We start from the raw sequence: 17316 nt of genomic DNA, 5'->3' as shown, positions 1-17316 counted from the left end.
CGAAGGCAAGTGAATATCCAGTATTAGCAGCCGTTTCCGACCGTTATCCCAAAGAAGAGGGCAGGTTACTCACGTGTTACTCACCCGTTCGCCACTAATCCACGGTGCAAGCACCGCATCATCGTTCGACTTGCATGTGTTAAGCACGCCGCCAGCGTTCGTCCTGAGCCAGGATCAAACTCTCCAAACAAAAAAAATTCAGAAAACCCCAAACCAACCAAAAAAGCCAGCCCAGGAAAATCCCAACCAAAAAACAACTCAAAAACAAAAAACAGGCATAAAAACAAACAAACACACTATCGAGTTCACAAACAACACCAACACAAAACCCCAACCCAAAAAAGGCCAGAATCAAGGTCGAAAACCACCACCGCAACCACAACCAGGCCGCGGCGACAAAAGAAAATACTACCCACCCACCCCACCAACGTCAAATTGGCAAGGGCGAAGTGAGTCACAGTCACACGAGTTCGATAACCGCCAGGTTGCGCTTGCCCTTACGGATCAGGAGCAGGTTTCCCGCAAGGACGTCGTCCTTGGAGAAAAGCTGGTCCTCGTCCTCGACCTTGATGTTATTGACCGAGGCGCCACCGGAAGCAACGGTACGGCGCGCAGCCCCACGTCCCTTCTCAAGCCCTGTCTCCACTAAAGCGTCAACGATCGTCGACTCCCCTGTCTTCAACGTCGCACGGGGCAGGTCAGCAGTGGCCGAAACCAACGTCGCCTCATCAATTGCACGCAAGTCACCTGTGCCCCACAACGCGGCAGTGGCAGCCAAAACCCTCTCTAGCTCATCGGCTCCGTGGACAAGCTCAGTCACACGGGCAGCCAATTCCTTCTGTGCGGCACGCATATGCGGACGCTCAGCTACTTCGACCTCGAGACCTTCGATCGTTTCACGGTCGAGGAAAGTGAAGATCTTCAGGAACCGGATAGCGTCTGCGTCAGCCACCTGCAGCCAGAACTGGTAGAAGGCGTAAGGGCTCATCAAATCGGGGTCGAGCCAGATCGCCCCACCCTCTGACTTGCCAAATTTTGTACCGTCAGCTTTGGTGATAATCGGGGTTGTTAAGACGTGAGTGTCTTTCCCTTCGACCTTATGGATCAGATCGACGCCGCCGATCATGTTGCCCCACTGGTCATTGCCACCGGTTTCAAGGGTGCAACCATAGCGGCGAAAAAGTTCAAGGTAGTCATTGGCCTGCAGCACTTGGTAGCTGAATTCCGTAAAGGAAATGCCTTCATCAGAGGCGAGCCGACGCGCGACAATATCTTTATTGAGCATTGTGCCGACACGGAAATACTTGCCAATGCTGCGAAGCAAATCAATCGCGGACAGCTCCGAGGTCCAATCCAAGTTATTGACCATTGTCGCTGCTGCAGGTCCCTCGAAGTCCAAGAAGCGCGAAATCTGACGGCGCAGATTATCCGCCCAGCCCTGGACAACTTCAGTGGGCTGCAATTGACGTTCGCCTGACTGGCGAGGATCGCCGATCTGACCGGTTGCGCCACCAACCAGAGCAAGCGGCCGATGTCCAGCATTTTGCAAATGCCTCATGACAATAAGCTGAACAAGATGGCCGTGGTGCAGCGAAGCGGCAGTCGGATCATAACCGCAATAGAACGTCACTGGGCCTGAGTTCAGATGCTCACGCAGAGCATCAAAATCGGTGTGCTGGGCAATCAGCCCTCGCCACTGCAGGTCATCCAGGAGATCCGTCACGGAAACATTCCTCTCATCATTCATACGGTTCATTTGGTATCGAACTTGCGCAGTCTAACGCCTTGTTTGCTCCAAGAGCGAAGATCAGCCATGTGTTGGTCGGCCTGCGCAATCTGTTCGCTCACTCGTTCAGGGGCGGTGCCTCCCTTACCGCGCCGAGCTCCTACAGAACCCTCGACAGCCAAGACATCGCGCACCCGACCAGTGAGCATCTGTGAGGCTTGCGCTAGCTCCTCATCCGTCAAGTCGAAGAGTTCCACTCCTCGAGCCTCGGCGATCCTGACGCATTCACCGGCGACCTCGTGGGCGTTACGGAAAGGCATTCCTTCTTGAACCAGCCACTCAGCAATGTCGGTCGCCAAAGAAAAGCCCTGCGGAGCAAGTTCAGCCAGACGCTCGAAATGGATCGTCATGGTTGCGATCATTCCACTAACCGCCGGAAGAAGAACGTCGAGTGTGTCGATCTGGTCGAAAACGGGTTCCTTGTCTTCTTGCAAATCGCGGTCGTATGCCAGCGGGATCCCCTTGAGCACGGTCAGCAGAGACACCAAGTCTGCAATCAGCCGGCCAGCTTTGCCTCTTCCGAGCTCTGCAACATCTGGATTCTTCTTCTGCGGCATGATCGACGATCCGGTGGAGAAAGAATCATCGAGCGTGATGTAACCAAACTCTTTGGTATTCCAAATGACGATCTCTTCGCACAAGCGCGATACATCGACTCCAACCATTGCCAGCACGAAAGAAAACTCGGCGACAACGTCACGCGAAGCAGTGCCATCAATAGAGTTCGCCACCGAATCCTCGAAGCCAAGATCGTGCGCAACCGCCTGTGGATCCATGCCCAAAGTATTGCCAGCCAAGGCTCCTGAACCATATGGCGACACCGCCGCACGACGATCCCAGTCCCTCAGGCGCTCGACGTCGCGCAACAGCGGCCAGACATGTGCCATGAGATGGTGGGCCACTAGCACCGGCTGGGCATGCTGAAGATGGGTGCGGCCGGGCATTACTGCGTGCCCTGCTGCCTTGGACTGATCAACGAGGGCGAGGGCGAGGTCAAGAATCTTCAGACAGAGTTGACGTGCTTCCTGACGTAGGTAGATCCGAATCAGAGTGGCAATCTGATCGTTGCGCGACCGGCCTGCCCGCAACTTACCGCCCAATTCACTGCCTGCGCGTTCGATAAGGCCTCGTTCCAGAGCGGTATGAACGTCCTCATCGCTTGGATCGGGTTGGAAGGTTCCCGCGGCAACATCGGCGTCGAGTAGTGCCAATGCGCTGTGCATGGCCTCGACCTCGTCCTTGGTCAATAGACCGGCGTGGTGCAAGGCTTCGGCGTGCGCGTGAGAGCCTGCGATATCGGCGTGCGCGAGGCGCCAATCAAAATGGGTCGACACCGACAGCGCGGCCAGAGCATCAGCTGGACTGCCGCTAAACCGGCCTCCCCACAAGCTCAGGCGTTCAGACTGCTCATTGCCATGCGTGGTCATGAATCTTCTCGTTCCCATCGTCGCTTTGTCTTGCCGCCAGTCTATTGGTTTGCGGCCTGCGCCGTCGCAGCAGCGACTGAACGTCCGCTTCGCAACTTTGCCCAGGTGGCAAGAGCTACAAGAAGAATCCAGTTACCTTCAAAGAGGAGCCTCGACTCGCTGATCGATTGAACAACCAACGCTGTCATAAGTACAAAAGGAACAATGGACATCAGGTCTTCGTCAAAATGGCTCAGCGCGTGCCACAAACTGCGAGCCAGAATGAGGACGACGATGCCTACCACAAGAACCAATCCAACGATTCCGGTTTGGAAAAGAGCCTCAATGTAGGCGTTATGTGCCTGAGTCGTCGGTGTCCCATCAGCTCGTGGAATCAGATTCTTAAAGGGCTCTCGATCCGCTGGCCAACCAATAGTCCACCCCCAGCCAAGGACGGGATGCTCCGCCCACATGGGTAAAATCGTTTGCCAGATCTCACCACGCCCAGTCATGTCGGAACTGCGACCCAATACCTTGGTGACAAATGGACGAGCGGCAAATGCCGCCACAATCGCTATCGCCGCAATGACAGCGAGAATCAACACCATGATTTGACGCCTCGATGCTGGCGTAGCACGTACAAGTCCCAGGGCTGCCGCAACAGCCAGAACAGCCGCCGATGCCATAGTCGTCGTCGCTGACTTTGTCAGCGCCAAGGTTAAAACCGCCAACGCCACCCAGATGAGCGTCGAGAGCGTATCACTACGGCATGACAGCCATCGCCCTATCAGACAGATCAATAGTAGAAGTGCAACAAAAGAGAAAGGATTTCTATTGCCCATGAAACCCTGGATAACTCCACCTTCGAAAAGAGCATTATTTACCCAGTAATAAAGTTCGGGCACTTCTGGCCAATCCCACATAATCGGCGGAGCAAGTTTCTCCCGTAACATCACAGCTACGAAGAGTTCAAGAGCATACGAAACGCCGATGATCCACTTGAAAGAGCAAATTAAAAGATCAATGAGGCGGTTAAGAGGAAGAGCAATGCCGATGCCCGTTCCAATGATGGCGGCACCCACGGTCACAATCATGCTCGTCACCGTGGTCGACGGATACATTGACCAGAAGATGGAGAGGCAGCACCACAGGACGTATGCCCACACCAATGTGGGCAAGCGGCGAAGTGTGACAACTCTGCCGCTGAGATGGAAGAACATAATGAAAGCGCAAAATAGCACCACCATTAGGACCGAGGAACCAACCATTCCTAAGCTGTAGCGAAAACCCTGACCGGCAAACCCGTAAAAGAAGAGGGCGACGATAGTCAGACTCAAGCCTCGTTCCAAACCACTTCGTCTTGTCACCATATCGTGGAAGGTAGAGTCGATTGAAAACCCACCGGGCAACTTCCACCAATATCTCGACACGCCTTCCATGACCATCCCTTAGCTCGACCTCGTACAGACGTCCCTGACGGAGCGATCCCTTAATGAAGATAGACCAGATCAGGCCGGCTTTCGATACGCCTCCCCGAACGAGCGTGGGCCCGACACCTTGACGATACCGGACCCACTTCATTGACACGCTTGTCTTAGTAGCCCATATCCACACCGAAGCGGACATCGCGGGCTGCGGCAAGCTTGGATTGCAGACCGTAGATATCGATGAATCCACGCGAGGACGACTGATCGAAGGTATCGCCTGTCTCGTAAGTTGCCAGGTTGAAGTCGTAAAGCGAGGCATCAGACTTGCGTCCGTTGACGGTTGCTCGCCCACCGTGCAAAACCATCCGGATATCACCGGAAACGTAGTTCTGCGTATCCTCAATGAAGGCATCCATTGACTTCTTCAACGGCGAATACCATTGGGCTTCGTAAACCAGTTCGCCCCACGCTTGTTCGATTCCACGCTTGTAGCGGCGTTGCAAGCGTTCCAAAGTGATCGATTCCAGAGCTTGGTGAGCTTCGATGAGGGCGATGGCACCCGGTGCCTCGTAAATCTCACGAGATTTGATTCCCACGAGACGATCTTCGACCATATCGATACGCCCGATACCCTGGGCTCCTGCCCGACGGTTCATCTCTTGGATTGCTTCAAGGGGTGTCACACTCCGCCCGTCGATAGCAACGGGGATACCTTTTTCAAAGGTAATGACGACCTCGTCAGGAAGAGGCGGGTAAGTCGGATCGTCCGTGTAGTTGTAAACATCCTTGGTGGGTGCGTTCCATAGGTCTTCCAAGAAACCAGTTTCAATTGCGCGCCCCCACACGTTTTGATCAATCGAGAAGGGGTTGTGCTTGGTGGTTTCGATGGGCAGATCATGCTTTTCCGCATACTCGATCGCCACGTCACGGGTCAGAGCCAGATCACGAACAGGAGAAATACAATCCATGTCCGGTGCCATTGAGGTGATTGAGACCTCGAAACGGACCTGATCATTACCTTTACCAGTGCAGCCATGGGCCACAGTAGAAGCGCCAAACTCACGCGCTGCCTTCACCAGGTGCTTGACGATGATAGGTCGCGACAGAGCTGACACGAGCGGATATTTGCCTTCATACAGAGCGTTCGCTTTGAGGGCAGGCATGCAGTACTCATTGGCGAACTCGTCGCGCGCATCGGCAATGTAAGCCTCGACGGCTCCGCAATCGAGGGCGCGCTGGCGAATGATCTCAAGGTCTTCCCCACCCTGACCCACATCAACAGCTACTGCGACAACTTCGCGTCCAGTCTGCTCACCGATCCAACCGATGGCGACCGAGGTATCCAGACCTCCCGAATACGCCAGAACGACACGATCCTTGGCATTCGTCATGTATTTTGTCCTTTTCTTCTCTCTCGTTGAGCGACCAAGTGGCCATCAATTCGTTACAACAGCACCGGGTTCAGCTAATTCCATGAGCATGCTTTCAACACGCGCTGCTTCTGGCTCGCTCCTGCAGATGACGAGAATCGTGTCATCACCAGCGATCGTGCCAGCTACTTCTTCCATTCTGACAGCGTCGATTGCCGAGCCAAGCAGATTAGCCGCTCCCACAGGTGTTCGCAGTACCAGCTGATGGCCAATGCGAACGGAGGTTACGAGCAATGACTGGCACCATCGAGCCAGGCGGATTCCAGCGGCTTCGCCCTCGTGAGTCTGTCCTCCGTCAACGTCAGGCACTGAATACATGAGAATGCCGGCGCCATTGCGGATTTTTGTTGCCCTCATTTCCATAAGATCACGCGACAAGGTGGCTTGTGTGACCTCGATTCCCCGCTGCGTCAGGAGAGAACGAAGTTGTTCCTGAGAGCCAATGGACTCGTGAGCAAGGATGTCTCGAATCATCTCGCGTCGGGCCGTTTTAGTTGCCGGTATAACGTCAGTCACGGTGACCTCTTGTATTGATTTCAGTCAGTGATTGTTCAATCAGAGTCGGTAACGCCTCAGTAAAAGAACGAGCCTGTTTCTCGCTCACGACCAGTGGTGGCGCAAGTCTGAGCGTCGCAGGCCCTGTTGCGTTAAGGATAAAACCTGCTTCGCGGCCTTTGTCGACAACACTAGTGGCTATGTCAGCATCAAAATCTATGCCGATCAGCAGTCCGCGTCCTCGAACATCGACGATGTGGGGGGCGGCTGCGCGCAGCTCGTCGCGCCACCACTGCCCCACTTGGTGGGTATGAGCAAGCAAATTGTCTTTCTCAATTGTTTCAAGCACCGACAGCGCTGCCCGCGCGCATATGGGATTGCCCCCAAAAGTTGTTCCATGCATGCCAGGTCCAAGGAGATTGGCTGTTTGCGAGGCGCCGATGCAAGCTCCGATTGGCATACCGCCGCCGAGGCCTTTAGCCAAAGTCACCACGTCGGGGGTAATTCCTGAACTCTGGAATCCCATCCAGTTTCCTGTACGGGCGATTCCCGTTTGGACTTCATCGACCACAAGAAGCACCCCATGAACACTGGTGCATGTGCGCGCAAAACGCAAATAGTCGTCTGAGAGCACCTGGACTCCCGCCTCGCCCTGAATCGGTTCAACAAATAGTCCGGCAACATCGGGACCCATCGCATTGCGCAGGGATTGAGGATCATTGGCAGGAATAAACTCAATTCCGGGGATTAACGGAGCAAAGGGTGAGCGGTACCGTTCTTTCCACGTCAAAGACAGCGCGCCCAAACTTCTCCCGTGGAAGGAATGCTCCAGCGCGAGGATTCTGGTCCGCCCGGTGACACCTGCATAAGCCTTGACGATCTTGAGGGCACATTCGTTGGCTTCAGTTCCAGAGTTCGCCAGGAAAACCTTTGCTCCAGTGGCCCCACCCGAGAATCCAAGGATATCAAGAATCTTTTCTGCCAGCGCGATCTGGGGTTCGGTGGCAAAAAAGTTCGACACATGGCCAAGCATTGCGGCTTGATCGGCGATAGCTTGAGTGACAGCCGGATGGCAGTGGCCTAGGACATTGACTGCAATGCCACCAAGGAGGTCAAGGTAGTCCTTACCGGCCTCGTCGGTGACGATTGCGCCATTCCCTTTAGTCAGGACCATCTGCGGCGTTCCGAAGGTGTTCATTACCGAATCGGCATAACGCTGCTGTGCGTGGCTGGCACCTACTGCATCGGCGCGTTCAGGATGAGTAGGCACTGTTTTCCTCCACGTAGTCGTGGGTCAGGTCGTTGGTCCACAAGACGACATCCTGATTTCCGGCTTTGAGGTCGATACGAATGTCGACGCGTCGTGGACTCATATCTACCAGGTTGCGGTCGTCGCCAACTCCTCCATTCCTGCACACCATGACTCCGTTGATGGAGACGTCAATCTTTTCTGGATCGTAGGGGGCGACAGATTCGGGCACTGTCCCAACTTCGGAGAGGATTCGTCCCCAGTTAGGGTCGTTTCCAAACACTGCGGTCTTAAAAAGGTTTGAGCGCGCGACAGCTCGGGATACTGCTTCACCGGCGTCTTGAGACGATGCGTTGGCAACAGTGATCTCGATGTCGTGGCTTGCTCCCTCGGCGTCAGCCAGAAGCTGCTGTGCAAGATCAAGGCAAGCCACCCGCAGTTCTTCAGCGAAAGCGGCTTCGTCGGGTCGGACTCCGGATTCTCCTGAGGCCAGAAGAATCACTGAGTCATTGGTGGACATACAGCCGTCAGAGTCGGTGCGGTTGAAAGTTGTGCGTACAGCCTCGGTGAGGCTACGTTGGGCTACTTCATTGTCGAGGACGGCGTCGGTGGTCAGCACGCACAGCATCGTGGCTAACCCTGGCGCGAGCATTCCTGCGCCTTTTGCCATCGCGCCAATGCTCCAGCCGTCTTGGGTGGTCTGCCCGTAGGTTTTTGACACAGTGTCGGTGGTGCGGATGGCGTCGGCAGCTAATGTGGAGGCTTGGCTTCCGGCGTCGAGTTGGCCGTAGGCTGACTCGATGCCCGATAGGACGCGTTCCATAGGAAGGCGAGTACCGATCATTCCGGTCGAGCAGACAGCAACTTCGGAGGTATCTAGTCCCGCCAAGGATGCGACCTGGCGCGCCATGGAGACGGCGTCCTCGTAGCCTTCTGGTCCTGTGCAGGCGTTGGCGCCGCCGGAGTTGAGAACAACCGCCGCCGCTGTTGAGGTTGCCAGATGACGTCGGGTCAGGGTCACCGGAGCTGCAACGACGCGGTTGGAGGTGAATACGCCGGCCGATGCCCTATTGGTTCCTGCGTTGACGATGAGTGCGAGGTCGCGACTATCGTTGCTTTTGATGGCGGCTGCCACTCCTGAGGCTACGAAGCCTCGGGGTAAGGTCACTCCGGAAAATGGGTGCGTCACGGGGCCACTCCGATCATTGGGACTGCTGTGAGTTCTTCGAGGCCGAGTGCCAGGTTGGCGCTTTGTACCGCCGCTGCAGCCGTGCCTTTACCAAGATTGTCGATGGCTGCGATGGCAGTAAGTGTGCCGGCGCGTTCATCGATGGATGTGGAGATGGAGACCATGCCGGTTCCAGTTAAAGGGCCCGTATTGGGGTATTGACCCTTTGGAAGTACGGTAATCAGCGGCTCTCTTAGGTATGTGCTGTAGGCGGCCTCGATGTGTTCACACGACACGTTATCCTCCAGTGGAGCGACAACCGTGGCGAGAATTCCTCGAGATGTCGGAACGAGGACGGGCGTGAAAGTCAGTCCGATCTGTCCACCTCCAGCTTTCGAGAGGTTCTGGATGATCTCGGGGATGTGTCGGTGAGTTCCTCCGGCTCCGTACGGGGCCATATTGGAGAACGCTTGGGATGCGAGCAGGTGCGGTTTGAGTGCTCGACCTGCTCCTGAGTAGCCAACTGCGAGGGTTGCACATATGTGTCGTGTGTCGATGAGACCTCGGGCTACAGCGGGTTGGATGGCTAGAGTCACGGCAGTGACGTTGCATCCGGGTACTGCTATCCGGTCCGTGTTCTTGAGTTCATTGCGCTGCGCCTTTGCATAGTTTTCACCGACATGCAGGAGTTCGGGCATGCCATAGGTCCAAGCGGGGCAAAACTCTCCGCCGTAATAGTGTTCCCACTGGTTAGCATCGGTGAGCCTGTGGTCGGCCGCCAAATCGACGATGACCGACCCGCTGGATAGAGATTCGAGTTGGGAACTAATCGCCGCCGAATGTCCGTGGGGCAACGCCAAGAAAACCAGATCATGGCCCGAAAGCATATTGGCGTTCGTGTCTTTGATCGTCAAGTCTGCAAGAGACGGAATATGTGGGTGAAAAGCGCCGAGTTTTTGACCGGCAGATGATGCGGCGGTCACGGTTGCCACCTCGATATTGGCGTGACCGGCGAGCAAACGCAGAACCTCACCTCCGGCATATCCGGAGGCTCCTGCGACGGCAGCACGAAAAGTCATACGCATGACTATACAGTTATGCGTATGATTAGTAATAAGGGGTGACCACGAAGTGGACAGGCATTTAGCCCTGGGCGCTCAAGCCTTCGTTGATCGAATCAGCCCAGTCGTTGATCTCATTCCAGTCACGGAAGTCTCCCTCAACCACGCCGGCGAGCCGAGCCACAGAACGCTCACGTAAACTCAGCAAAAGAGGCGTATACCTACCGGCAAAAGTCTTGAAATCAATGGCACTGACATGTGTCAAAAGCGGACCGATGCGAGTCGGATCCTGCGGCGCATGCTTAGGTACACCGTTCATTCCAACCGAGAACGCCCACACCGACTTGGACTTAAGAGATTCCTTGAACCGATCCATAAAATCATGTGCCTCCTGCATCCACTGCAGGATATACACGGCTGATCCAACGACGACGGCGTCAAAGACATCGACCGACTCAACATCCTGCGGAGCCAGGCGCTCCACTTCATGGCCATGGGACTGTAAGCGCTGAGCAATCGCATCAGCAACCTCATTGGTCGAACCATGCTTAGAAGAGGCAGTAACAAGGATACGCATACCCCTAGTGTGGCAGAACACCGGACCTGCGGCGGCGCCTCGCACGACTTTTGAGTCACGCTCCACACGCTGCACAGGCCCGGTGTCCGACATTCTGCTTCGGTTATGACCTTAATTCAGCACCCAAAACCTTGCGTGCCTTCGCCACAACCTGATCGCGAACCTGAGCGGATTCCTCAGCGGTCAGCGTGTGATCGCCGGCCCGCAACCGCAGAGCAAAAGCCAAAGAACGATGACCTTGGGCCACCTGGTCGCCCTCGTAAATATCGAAAAGCGTCACCGATTCGGCCAGAGGTCCCGCTCCTTGACGCACAACCTGCTCGACCCGAGAAACCGGAATCGCAGATGGGACCACAAGGGCAATATCTTCCTTCGCAACAGGGTAAGTCGATACTGCTTTGACCTGAATTGGCTCGGCCGACATCGACCCGATCAAAGCATCGACATCGATCTCGAACGCACAGGATCGAGCGGGCAGACCAAAAGCACGGCAAGCCGAAGGGCTGAGCTCACCGGCCATGGCTATATCGATCAATTCGCGACCACGACGCACAAAGAAACGAGCAACGCGACCCGGATGCCACGGCGCAACAGCTGCTGGATCAGTGGCAGGGGTAGGCATGGGAGCACCCTTGACTGGCTCAATGGCTGGCACCCACGCGCGCGTCACCTCCGCTGTTACTCCCACAGCTCGAGCCACACGCTGCACAGCTTGAACAGCGTCAGCCCAGTCGTAAGAGCGAGGCTGGGACAAAACTCCCTGCGTCGAAGCACGACCACACATGACACCGGCCGTATGCCAAGGCTGAGGGGGCGTGCCTGCTCGTAATTCTTCGATGACATCGTCGCTAGGACGAGAGTCAGCCGAAGGTAGACCAGACGGACGGGTCCCCTGGACACGTGCCACCATACCCGTCTCAAAGATCGCGATATCTCCATTACCGCGGGCAACATTGCGGCCTGCAATATCCAACAGAGTGTCCAGGATCGACGTGCGCAGCCACGGGGCGTCATCGGCCATAGGATTGCGCAGGCGCACAGCCTGGCGACGCGGGTCTTCCTCCCGCATTCCCTGGCGGTCAAAAGAATCTGAAACAAAGGGGTACGACTTGACCTCGGTCATGCCTGCCTGGGCCAATGTGGTCGACGCTAGACGCCGTGCCTTCTGTTCAAGAGACAAACCGCGACCAGCAGGTGCCATCGGCAAGATAGACGGGATCTTGTCGTACCCGTCAAGCCTGGCGATCTCTTCAACTAAATCTGCTGCCATCGTGATGTCAGGGCGCCACGAGGGAGCTGTCACCGCGAAGAGACCTGCAGCATTTGGGCCTTCCACCTGACAGCCCACCCGTTCGAGGAGTTCACGAATACGCTGCGGCTCAAAAGAAACACCAGTGAGTCTCTCAGGTTCAGAAACTGCCAGCGACACAATCGTGCGATCTGGCGTCATATCAACGTCAGTCACGCCAGGGTCAACCGTCGCGCCACCGTATTCGACCAACAGATCGACAGCGCGCTGCGCAGCCACCGCCGGCAAGAGAGGATCGGTGCCCCGCTCAAAACGCTTCGAAGCCTCAGAATGGGCACGGTGGCGGCGTGAAGTGCGAGCAATAGAGACCGAATCAAAATGAGCAGCCTCAAGTAAGATGTTCTTGGTGGATTCGCCCACTTCCGAATACTGCGCCCCCATAACCCCTGCCACACCCACGATGCGAGTACCTGAGCCGTTGGGAGAATCGGAGATCACCAAGTCCTCTGGATCGAGAACTTGACTGCGTTCATCCAGGGTCGTGACGGACTCTCCAGGGCGGGCTCGGCGCACGACGATCGGACCTTGAAGATCATCAAGATCGTAGGCATGCATAGGCTGCCCCAGGTCGAGCATCACATAGTTCGTAACGTCGACGATCAACGACACCGAACGCATTCCCGCCATCTCTAGGCGTTCGACCATCCAACGCGGTGTGGGAGCTGTGGGATCGACATCGCGCACAATGCGTGCCACATAGCGATCTGCACCCACGTTGCCACGAATCGGCGCTTCGTCGTCGATGACGACCTCGAAACCGTCCTCGTTAGCCTCGGGCACCTCGGCGACAAGGACCCCCTCAAGACCTGGATCACGGAAGGCAGCGCCCGTGGAATGGGAGTATTCGCGCGCCACGCCCCTCATTGCGAAACAATAGCCACGGTCCGGAGTCACGTTGATTTCTAGAACTTCTTCGCCTAAACCAAGCCACGACACAATGTCAGTGCCGGGAGCTGGGATTTGGCGATCGGGGAAGAACTTCGGCAGAACAATGATGCCCGCGTGGTCATCGCCAAGACCAAGCTCGCGCGCAGAACAAATCATGCCGTCAGAGATGTGGCCATAGGTTTTACGCGCCGCGATTGCAAAGTCCCCGGGCAGAACAGCGCCGGGAAGAGACACGACAACGAGGTCGCCTACATCGAAATTGTGGGCTCCACAAATAATGCCGCGGCTGGGAAGATCGCTAGGCTCCTTGCCCGTACCTGCGGGATCGTTGTGCTCTCCGACATCGACGCGGCAGTAGTTGACGATCTTGCCGTTTGAGGCTTCTTCTTCAACTCGTGACAAAACCTTGCCCACAACGAGTGGTCCAGTGACGCGAGCAGGATGGATCGTCTCTTCCTCCAGACCAACTCGGACGAGGGCTGCGGCCAATGCAGCTGCATCGGTACCGGCCTCGACATCGACGTGGTCTGCGAGCCAGCTCAGCGGAATCATTGGCATGTCAGTGTCCCCTCCCGTTGACGCCGAACTGTTGGGAGAATCTGGTATCCCCTTCAACGATGTCATGCATGTCGGCAATACCATGTCGCAACATCAAAGTGCGTTCAATTCCCATACCAAACGCAAAACCGGAATAGACCTCGGGGTCCACGCCGTTGGCGCGCAGGACATTGGGATTGACCATGCCACAACCACCCCACTCGATCCAGCCAGCTCCGCCTTTCTTCTGGGGGAACCACAGGTCCATTTCTGCACTGGGTTCAGTAAAGGGGAAGAAAGATGGACGCAGTCGCGTCTTAGCCTCGGGCCCGAACATAGCGCGAGCAAAATGATCGAGGACGCCTTTGAGATGGGCCATTGTCAATCCACGGTCCACGGCTAGGCCCTCAACCTGATGGAAAACAGGAGTATGGGTTGCGTCCAGCGCATCTGAACGGAATACCTTGCCTGGGCAGGCGACATATAGGGGTACACCACGGGACAAAAGGGCGCGTGATTGAACGGGTGAAGTATGTGTGCGCAACACGAGGTGACCGTCGTCAGCGCTGGATCCACCTACCGATGTTCCATCAATGTAGAGGGTGTCCTGCATCTGTCGCGCGGGGTGATCAATGTCAAAATTCAATGAGTCGAAATTGAACCACTCGTGTTCGATTTCCGGCCCTTCGGCAATTTCCCAGCCCATTGCAGTGAAGAAGTCGCCAACCTCTTCCATCAATGTTTCCAGGGGGTGGCGAGATCCTGCCGGTACCCGCTGCGTCGGCACGGTGACATCCAAAGATTCTTCAAGGAGAACCTGAGCCTCGTGTTCGGCTTCCAGGACTGCCTGACGTGATTGGAGCGCCTCGTTCAGGCTTGCACGCGCCGATCCAAGATTCTTACCTGCTACTCCGCGCATTTTCGCTTCGAGAGAGCCGATCGTTCGGTTCGCGGCAACGAGCGGGGCACTATCCCCCAGAAGGTCATTGCGCACAGCTTTGAGGGAATCAAGATTCGTCGCCTGGTCGATCTTGACGAGGGCGCGAGCCACCAATTCGTTGACCGCGTTTTCATCAAGGGGATCGAGGTCCGGGGCGTTGCCGGCCATGTCCTGTGTCCTCCATCAGGTTGTGGTGAGAAGCGCTATCAGCGCCCCTGCCATAGTAGTGCGATCCTGGCACCCCTGTTTGACCATCCCAATGATGTGTACGATGTGGCCGTGATTTGCGCCCGATTCCAGCCCACCTGGATCGCGGCTAGGCTTAATCCATATTGCACTTGTGAGGAGAAGCCATGCCGTACATCACTCCGGACGATCAATCTGCTCAAACACGCCCTATTGGAGCGGGGCGTGTGCGTATACATCACATCGGCGAAGCAAAGGCCAATGGCACTCCGGTGACAATGCTTACGGCTTACGATGCTTTGACAGCCCCGATTTTCGAAGCAGCAGGTATCGACATGCTCCTCGTAGGAGACTCGATCGGAAACGTCATGCTCGGGCATTCGACAACCCTTCCGGTAACTCTCGACGACATGGTGCGAGCCACTCGCGCAGTCGCACGTTCGGTCAGCCGCCCCATGATCGTTGCTGACCTTCCCTTCGGCACCTATGAAGATTCCCCCAGTAGAGCTTTTGGATCCGCAGCTGCGCTCATGCGGGTAGGCGCCCATGCAGTCAAGCTTGAAGGAGGCGCGCAACGCGCCCACATCGTTGCTTCACTCGTTGCAGCCGGAATTCCTGTTGTGGCCCATATCGGATATACGCCTCAGTCAGAAAATGCCCTCGGCGGCCCACGAATGCAAGGCCGAGGTCAGGCACGAAGCCGGCTACTTGAGGATGCCCAGGCTTTGGAGGAAGCCGGCGCTTTTGCCCTCGTCCTCGAAATGGTTCCCGACGATGTCGCTTCCCTCATCACTGAATCCACCTCAATGACCACGATTGGAATCGGCGCCGGCCCGCGAACTGACGGTCAAGTACTCGTCTGGTCGGATATGGCTGGAATGACGCAGTGGACTCCGTCTTTCGTCCAGCGCTTCGCTGAATTGGGACGAGACCTCGAAGAGGCAACCCGCCATTACATTTCAAGTGTTCGTTCTCGGCAATTTCCTGGAGTAGGTCATTTCAAGGCCGAATGACTGTAGCCCTGCAACGGGTCTAACCTGGCACTATGACTGACGTATCCAAACTCGCGCAGCGCGCACCCCTGGGAAACCTCACCCCTGGAAAAGTTTCCCCGTCCCTCGAAGTCCCTGCTTCTATCGAGCGCCCCGAATATATGTTCCACGATGGGCCTGAACGCGTCATAGCCTCCGACATTAAGAGCCCTGAGGTCATCGAAAAGATTCGAGTTGCTGGTCGAATTGCTGCCCAAGCACTCGAAGTCGTTGGCCAGGCCATTGCGCCCGGAGTCACGACCGACTACCTGGACCAGATCGCACATGAGTTCATCATCCGACAAGGCGCCTACCCTTCGTGCCTGGGCTATATGGGATTTCCCAAAGCAATTTGCACCTCAATTAATGAGGTCATTTGCCACGGCATCCCCGATGACCGTCCCCTGGAGGAAGGCGACATTATCAACGTTGACATCACCGCTTACAAAGACGGCGTTCACGGAGACACTTGTGCGATGTTCGAAGTCGGCAGCGTCGACGAGGAATCCCATCTTCTCATTGAGCGCACACGAAACGCGATGATGCGTGGGATTAAAGCCGTCGGGCCTGGACGCGAAATCAACGTCATTGGCAGAGTTATTGAAGCCTATGCCAAGCGTTTCGACTACGGAGTGGTGCGCGACTACACCGGACATGGAGTTGGCGAAGCTTTCCACTCCGGCTTGATCGTGCCTCACTACGATGCGGCTCCTAACTATTCCACCGTGATGGAACCGGGAATGGTGTTCACAGTCGAGCCGATGCTCACATTGGGAACCACGCAATGGGAACAGTGGGACGACGATTGGACTGTGGTAACTGCTGATCGGTCAAGGACCGCCCAGTTTGAACACACGATTGTTGTCACTGAAGATGGTTCGCAGATCCTGACCCTGCCCTGATCGAGGAGCTCCAGATTTTGTGAGATCCACGCCAGCTTCGTCCCTGACTCGATTAGGCTGGTGGTCATCACTACGACACAACAGCCAATGGAGTGAATATGACACGCGTCGCCTGCGGAATCGATATCGGTGGATCCGGAGTTAAGGCCGCCCTCGTCAACCTTGAAACCGGAGAGTTTACCGGGGAGCGTCTTCGCATTGACACGCCCCAACCGGCAACTCCTGAGGCAGTGGCACAGGTCTGCCACAAGCTCGTTGACAGTCTCGGGGTCGGCCAGGACGTACCTGTCGGTATCGCTTTCCCAGCACCGGTCATTCACGGTGTCATTCCGTTTATGGCCAATCTTGACCAATCGTGGGTTGGTATCGATGTCAATGCTTTGATGAGCGAACATCTAGGCAGGAAAGTCGTTCCCATGAACGATGCAGATGCCGCAGGATTAGCTGAAGTTGCCTACGGTGCAGCGCAGGGAGTTCGCGGCCTCGTAATCGTCACAACATTGGGTACAGGAATTGGCTCAGCCATCATTATGGATGGGCGCCTTGTCCCCAACTCTGAACTCGGGCACCTGGAAATTGACGGATACGATGCCGAGAAGCGCGCCTCGTCCGGTCAAAAGACACTTCAAGACTTGTCCTGGAAAAAGTGGGCCAAGCGGCTCCAGCGTTACTACTCCCATGTTGAGATGCTCTTCTCCCCCGACCTCCTGGTCGTTGGCGGTGGAGTGTCAAAGAACCACGAAAAGTTCCTGCCCCTGCTAGATCTGAAAACTGCGATTGTTCCGGCTGAGCTTTTCAATACTGCTGGGATTGTCGGTGCTGCCTGGTATGCCGATGCTCAGTGGGCAACCATCTGCGATCAATAGGCGTATGTGAGTGTCCGTCTTTAAAAACAGCCGGTGTCAGCATAGATTCTGCTGGCAC

At 56.0% G+C, this 17316-nt stretch carries 14 protein-coding genes and 1 rRNA gene; 3 read left to right on the top strand and 12 right to left on the bottom strand.

What is annotated here, in order from left to right; translation table 11 throughout:
* The 12 genes from G439_RS0106905 to pheS all read right to left on the bottom strand — a co-directional run.
* A 16S ribosomal RNA gene (locus G439_RS0106905) occupies positions 1–190 on the bottom strand; the annotation flags it as partial.
* A 270-nt stretch (positions 191–460) separates the two neighbouring features.
* Entirely contained in the window at positions 461–1723 is a 1263-nt protein-coding gene (tyrS, locus tag G439_RS0106895; protein ID WP_026459488.1) for a tyrosine--tRNA ligase, read from the bottom strand.
* Positions 1724–1752: 29 nt separating this feature from the next.
* Complete coding sequence (gene argH, locus G439_RS0106890) at positions 1753–3213, bottom strand: argininosuccinate lyase (RefSeq protein ID WP_022868455.1); 1461 nt, start codon at positions 3211–3213, stop codon at positions 1753–1755.
* Between the two features lie 41 nt (positions 3214–3254).
* Positions 3255–4529: an O-antigen ligase family protein gene (locus tag G439_RS11455; protein ID WP_165544529.1), complete on the bottom strand. Its 1275-nt coding sequence runs from the start codon at positions 4527–4529 to the stop codon at positions 3255–3257.
* Positions 4530–4786: 257 nt separating this feature from the next.
* Positions 4787–6010: an argininosuccinate synthase gene (locus tag G439_RS0106880; RefSeq protein WP_022868453.1), complete on the bottom strand. Its 1224-nt coding sequence runs from the start codon at positions 6008–6010 to the stop codon at positions 4787–4789.
* Positions 6011–6055: 45 nt separating this feature from the next.
* On the bottom strand, positions 6056–6565 hold the full coding sequence (gene argR / locus G439_RS0106875) for an arginine repressor (protein ID WP_022868452.1): 510 nt from the start codon (positions 6563–6565) through the stop codon (positions 6056–6058).
* Positions 6558–7814, bottom strand: coding sequence for an acetylornithine transaminase (locus G439_RS11450; protein ID WP_022868451.1), 1257 nt, complete (start codon positions 7812–7814; stop codon positions 6558–6560). The genes argR and G439_RS11450 overlap by 8 nt, the downstream gene beginning before the upstream one ends.
* The gene (gene argJ / locus G439_RS0106865) at positions 7798–8982 is read right to left on the bottom strand and encodes a bifunctional glutamate N-acetyltransferase/amino-acid acetyltransferase ArgJ (RefSeq protein WP_026459486.1); all 1185 of its coding nucleotides are present in this window, start codon (positions 8980–8982) and stop codon (positions 7798–7800) included. The genes G439_RS11450 and argJ overlap by 17 nt, the downstream gene beginning before the upstream one ends.
* On the bottom strand, positions 8979–10040 hold the full coding sequence (argC, locus tag G439_RS0106860) for an N-acetyl-gamma-glutamyl-phosphate reductase (protein WP_022868449.1): 1062 nt from the start codon (positions 10038–10040) through the stop codon (positions 8979–8981). The genes argJ and argC overlap by 4 nt, the downstream gene beginning before the upstream one ends.
* Positions 10041–10104: 64 nt before the next feature.
* Positions 10105–10599 carry a flavodoxin domain-containing protein gene (locus G439_RS0106855; protein ID WP_026459485.1) on the bottom strand — a complete coding sequence of 165 codons (495 nt, stop codon included), beginning with the start codon at positions 10597–10599 and terminating at the stop codon, positions 10105–10107.
* A 103-nt stretch (positions 10600–10702) separates the two neighbouring features.
* Positions 10703–13354, bottom strand: a complete 2652-nt coding sequence (gene pheT / locus G439_RS0106850) for a phenylalanine--tRNA ligase subunit beta (RefSeq protein ID WP_022868447.1) — start codon at positions 13352–13354, stop codon at positions 10703–10705.
* Between the two features lies 1 nt (position 13355).
* A complete protein-coding gene (pheS, locus tag G439_RS0106845) occupies positions 13356–14441 on the bottom strand; it encodes a phenylalanine--tRNA ligase subunit alpha (RefSeq protein WP_022868446.1) in 1086 nt (361 codons plus the stop codon).
* 185 nt (positions 14442–14626) lie between these two features.
* Here pheS and panB point away from each other — a divergent pair, with 185 nt between their 5' ends.
* From panB to ppgK, 3 genes are all read left to right on the top strand, one after another.
* Positions 14627–15472, top strand: a complete 846-nt coding sequence (panB, locus tag G439_RS0106840) for a 3-methyl-2-oxobutanoate hydroxymethyltransferase (protein ID WP_022868445.1) — start codon at positions 14627–14629, stop codon at positions 15470–15472.
* A 32-nt stretch (positions 15473–15504) separates the two neighbouring features.
* Positions 15505–16392, top strand: coding sequence for a type I methionyl aminopeptidase (gene map, locus G439_RS0106835; protein WP_022868444.1), 888 nt, complete (start codon positions 15505–15507; stop codon positions 16390–16392).
* A 98-nt stretch (positions 16393–16490) separates the two neighbouring features.
* Complete coding sequence (ppgK, locus tag G439_RS0106830; RefSeq protein ID WP_022868443.1) at positions 16491–17258, top strand: polyphosphate--glucose phosphotransferase; 768 nt, start codon at positions 16491–16493, stop codon at positions 17256–17258.
* Positions 17259–17316 lie beyond the last annotated feature (58 nt).

It is taken from the genome of Schaalia vaccimaxillae DSM 15804 (genome assembly GCF_000420425.1).
Classification (GTDB): Bacteria; Actinomycetota; Actinomycetes; order Actinomycetales; family Actinomycetaceae; genus Pauljensenia; species Pauljensenia vaccimaxillae.
Note: the sequence above shows the minus strand (reverse complement) of the source record. Positions and strands in the feature narration are given on the sequence as shown.

What these genes read in the sequence shown, in the direction of transcription:
- argH (WP_022868455.1), bottom strand. Translation starts at nt 3,213, where the DNA reads ATGACCACGCATGGCAATGAGCAGTCTGAACGCCTGAGCTTGTGGGGA.
- panB (WP_022868445.1), top strand. Translation starts at nt 14,627, where the DNA reads ATGCCGTACATCACTCCGGACGATCAATCTGCTCAAACACGCCCTATT.
- G439_RS0106880 (WP_022868453.1), bottom strand. Translation starts at nt 6,010, where the DNA reads ATGACGAATGCCAAGGATCGTGTCGTTCTGGCGTATTCGGGAGGTCTG.
- argC (WP_022868449.1), bottom strand. Translation starts at nt 10,040, where the DNA reads ATGACTTTTCGTGCTGCCGTCGCAGGAGCCTCCGGATATGCCGGAGGT.
- map (WP_022868444.1), top strand. Translation starts at nt 15,505, where the DNA reads ATGACTGACGTATCCAAACTCGCGCAGCGCGCACCCCTGGGAAACCTC.
- ppgK (WP_022868443.1), top strand. Translation starts at nt 16,491, where the DNA reads ATGACACGCGTCGCCTGCGGAATCGATATCGGTGGATCCGGAGTTAAG.
- pheS (WP_022868446.1), bottom strand. Translation starts at nt 14,441, where the DNA reads ATGGCCGGCAACGCCCCGGACCTCGATCCCCTTGATGAAAACGCGGTC.
- pheT (WP_022868447.1), bottom strand. Translation starts at nt 13,354, where the DNA reads ATGCCAATGATTCCGCTGAGCTGGCTCGCAGACCACGTCGATGTCGAG.
- G439_RS0106855 (WP_026459485.1), bottom strand. Translation starts at nt 10,599, where the DNA reads ATGCGTATCCTTGTTACTGCCTCTTCTAAGCATGGTTCGACCAATGAG.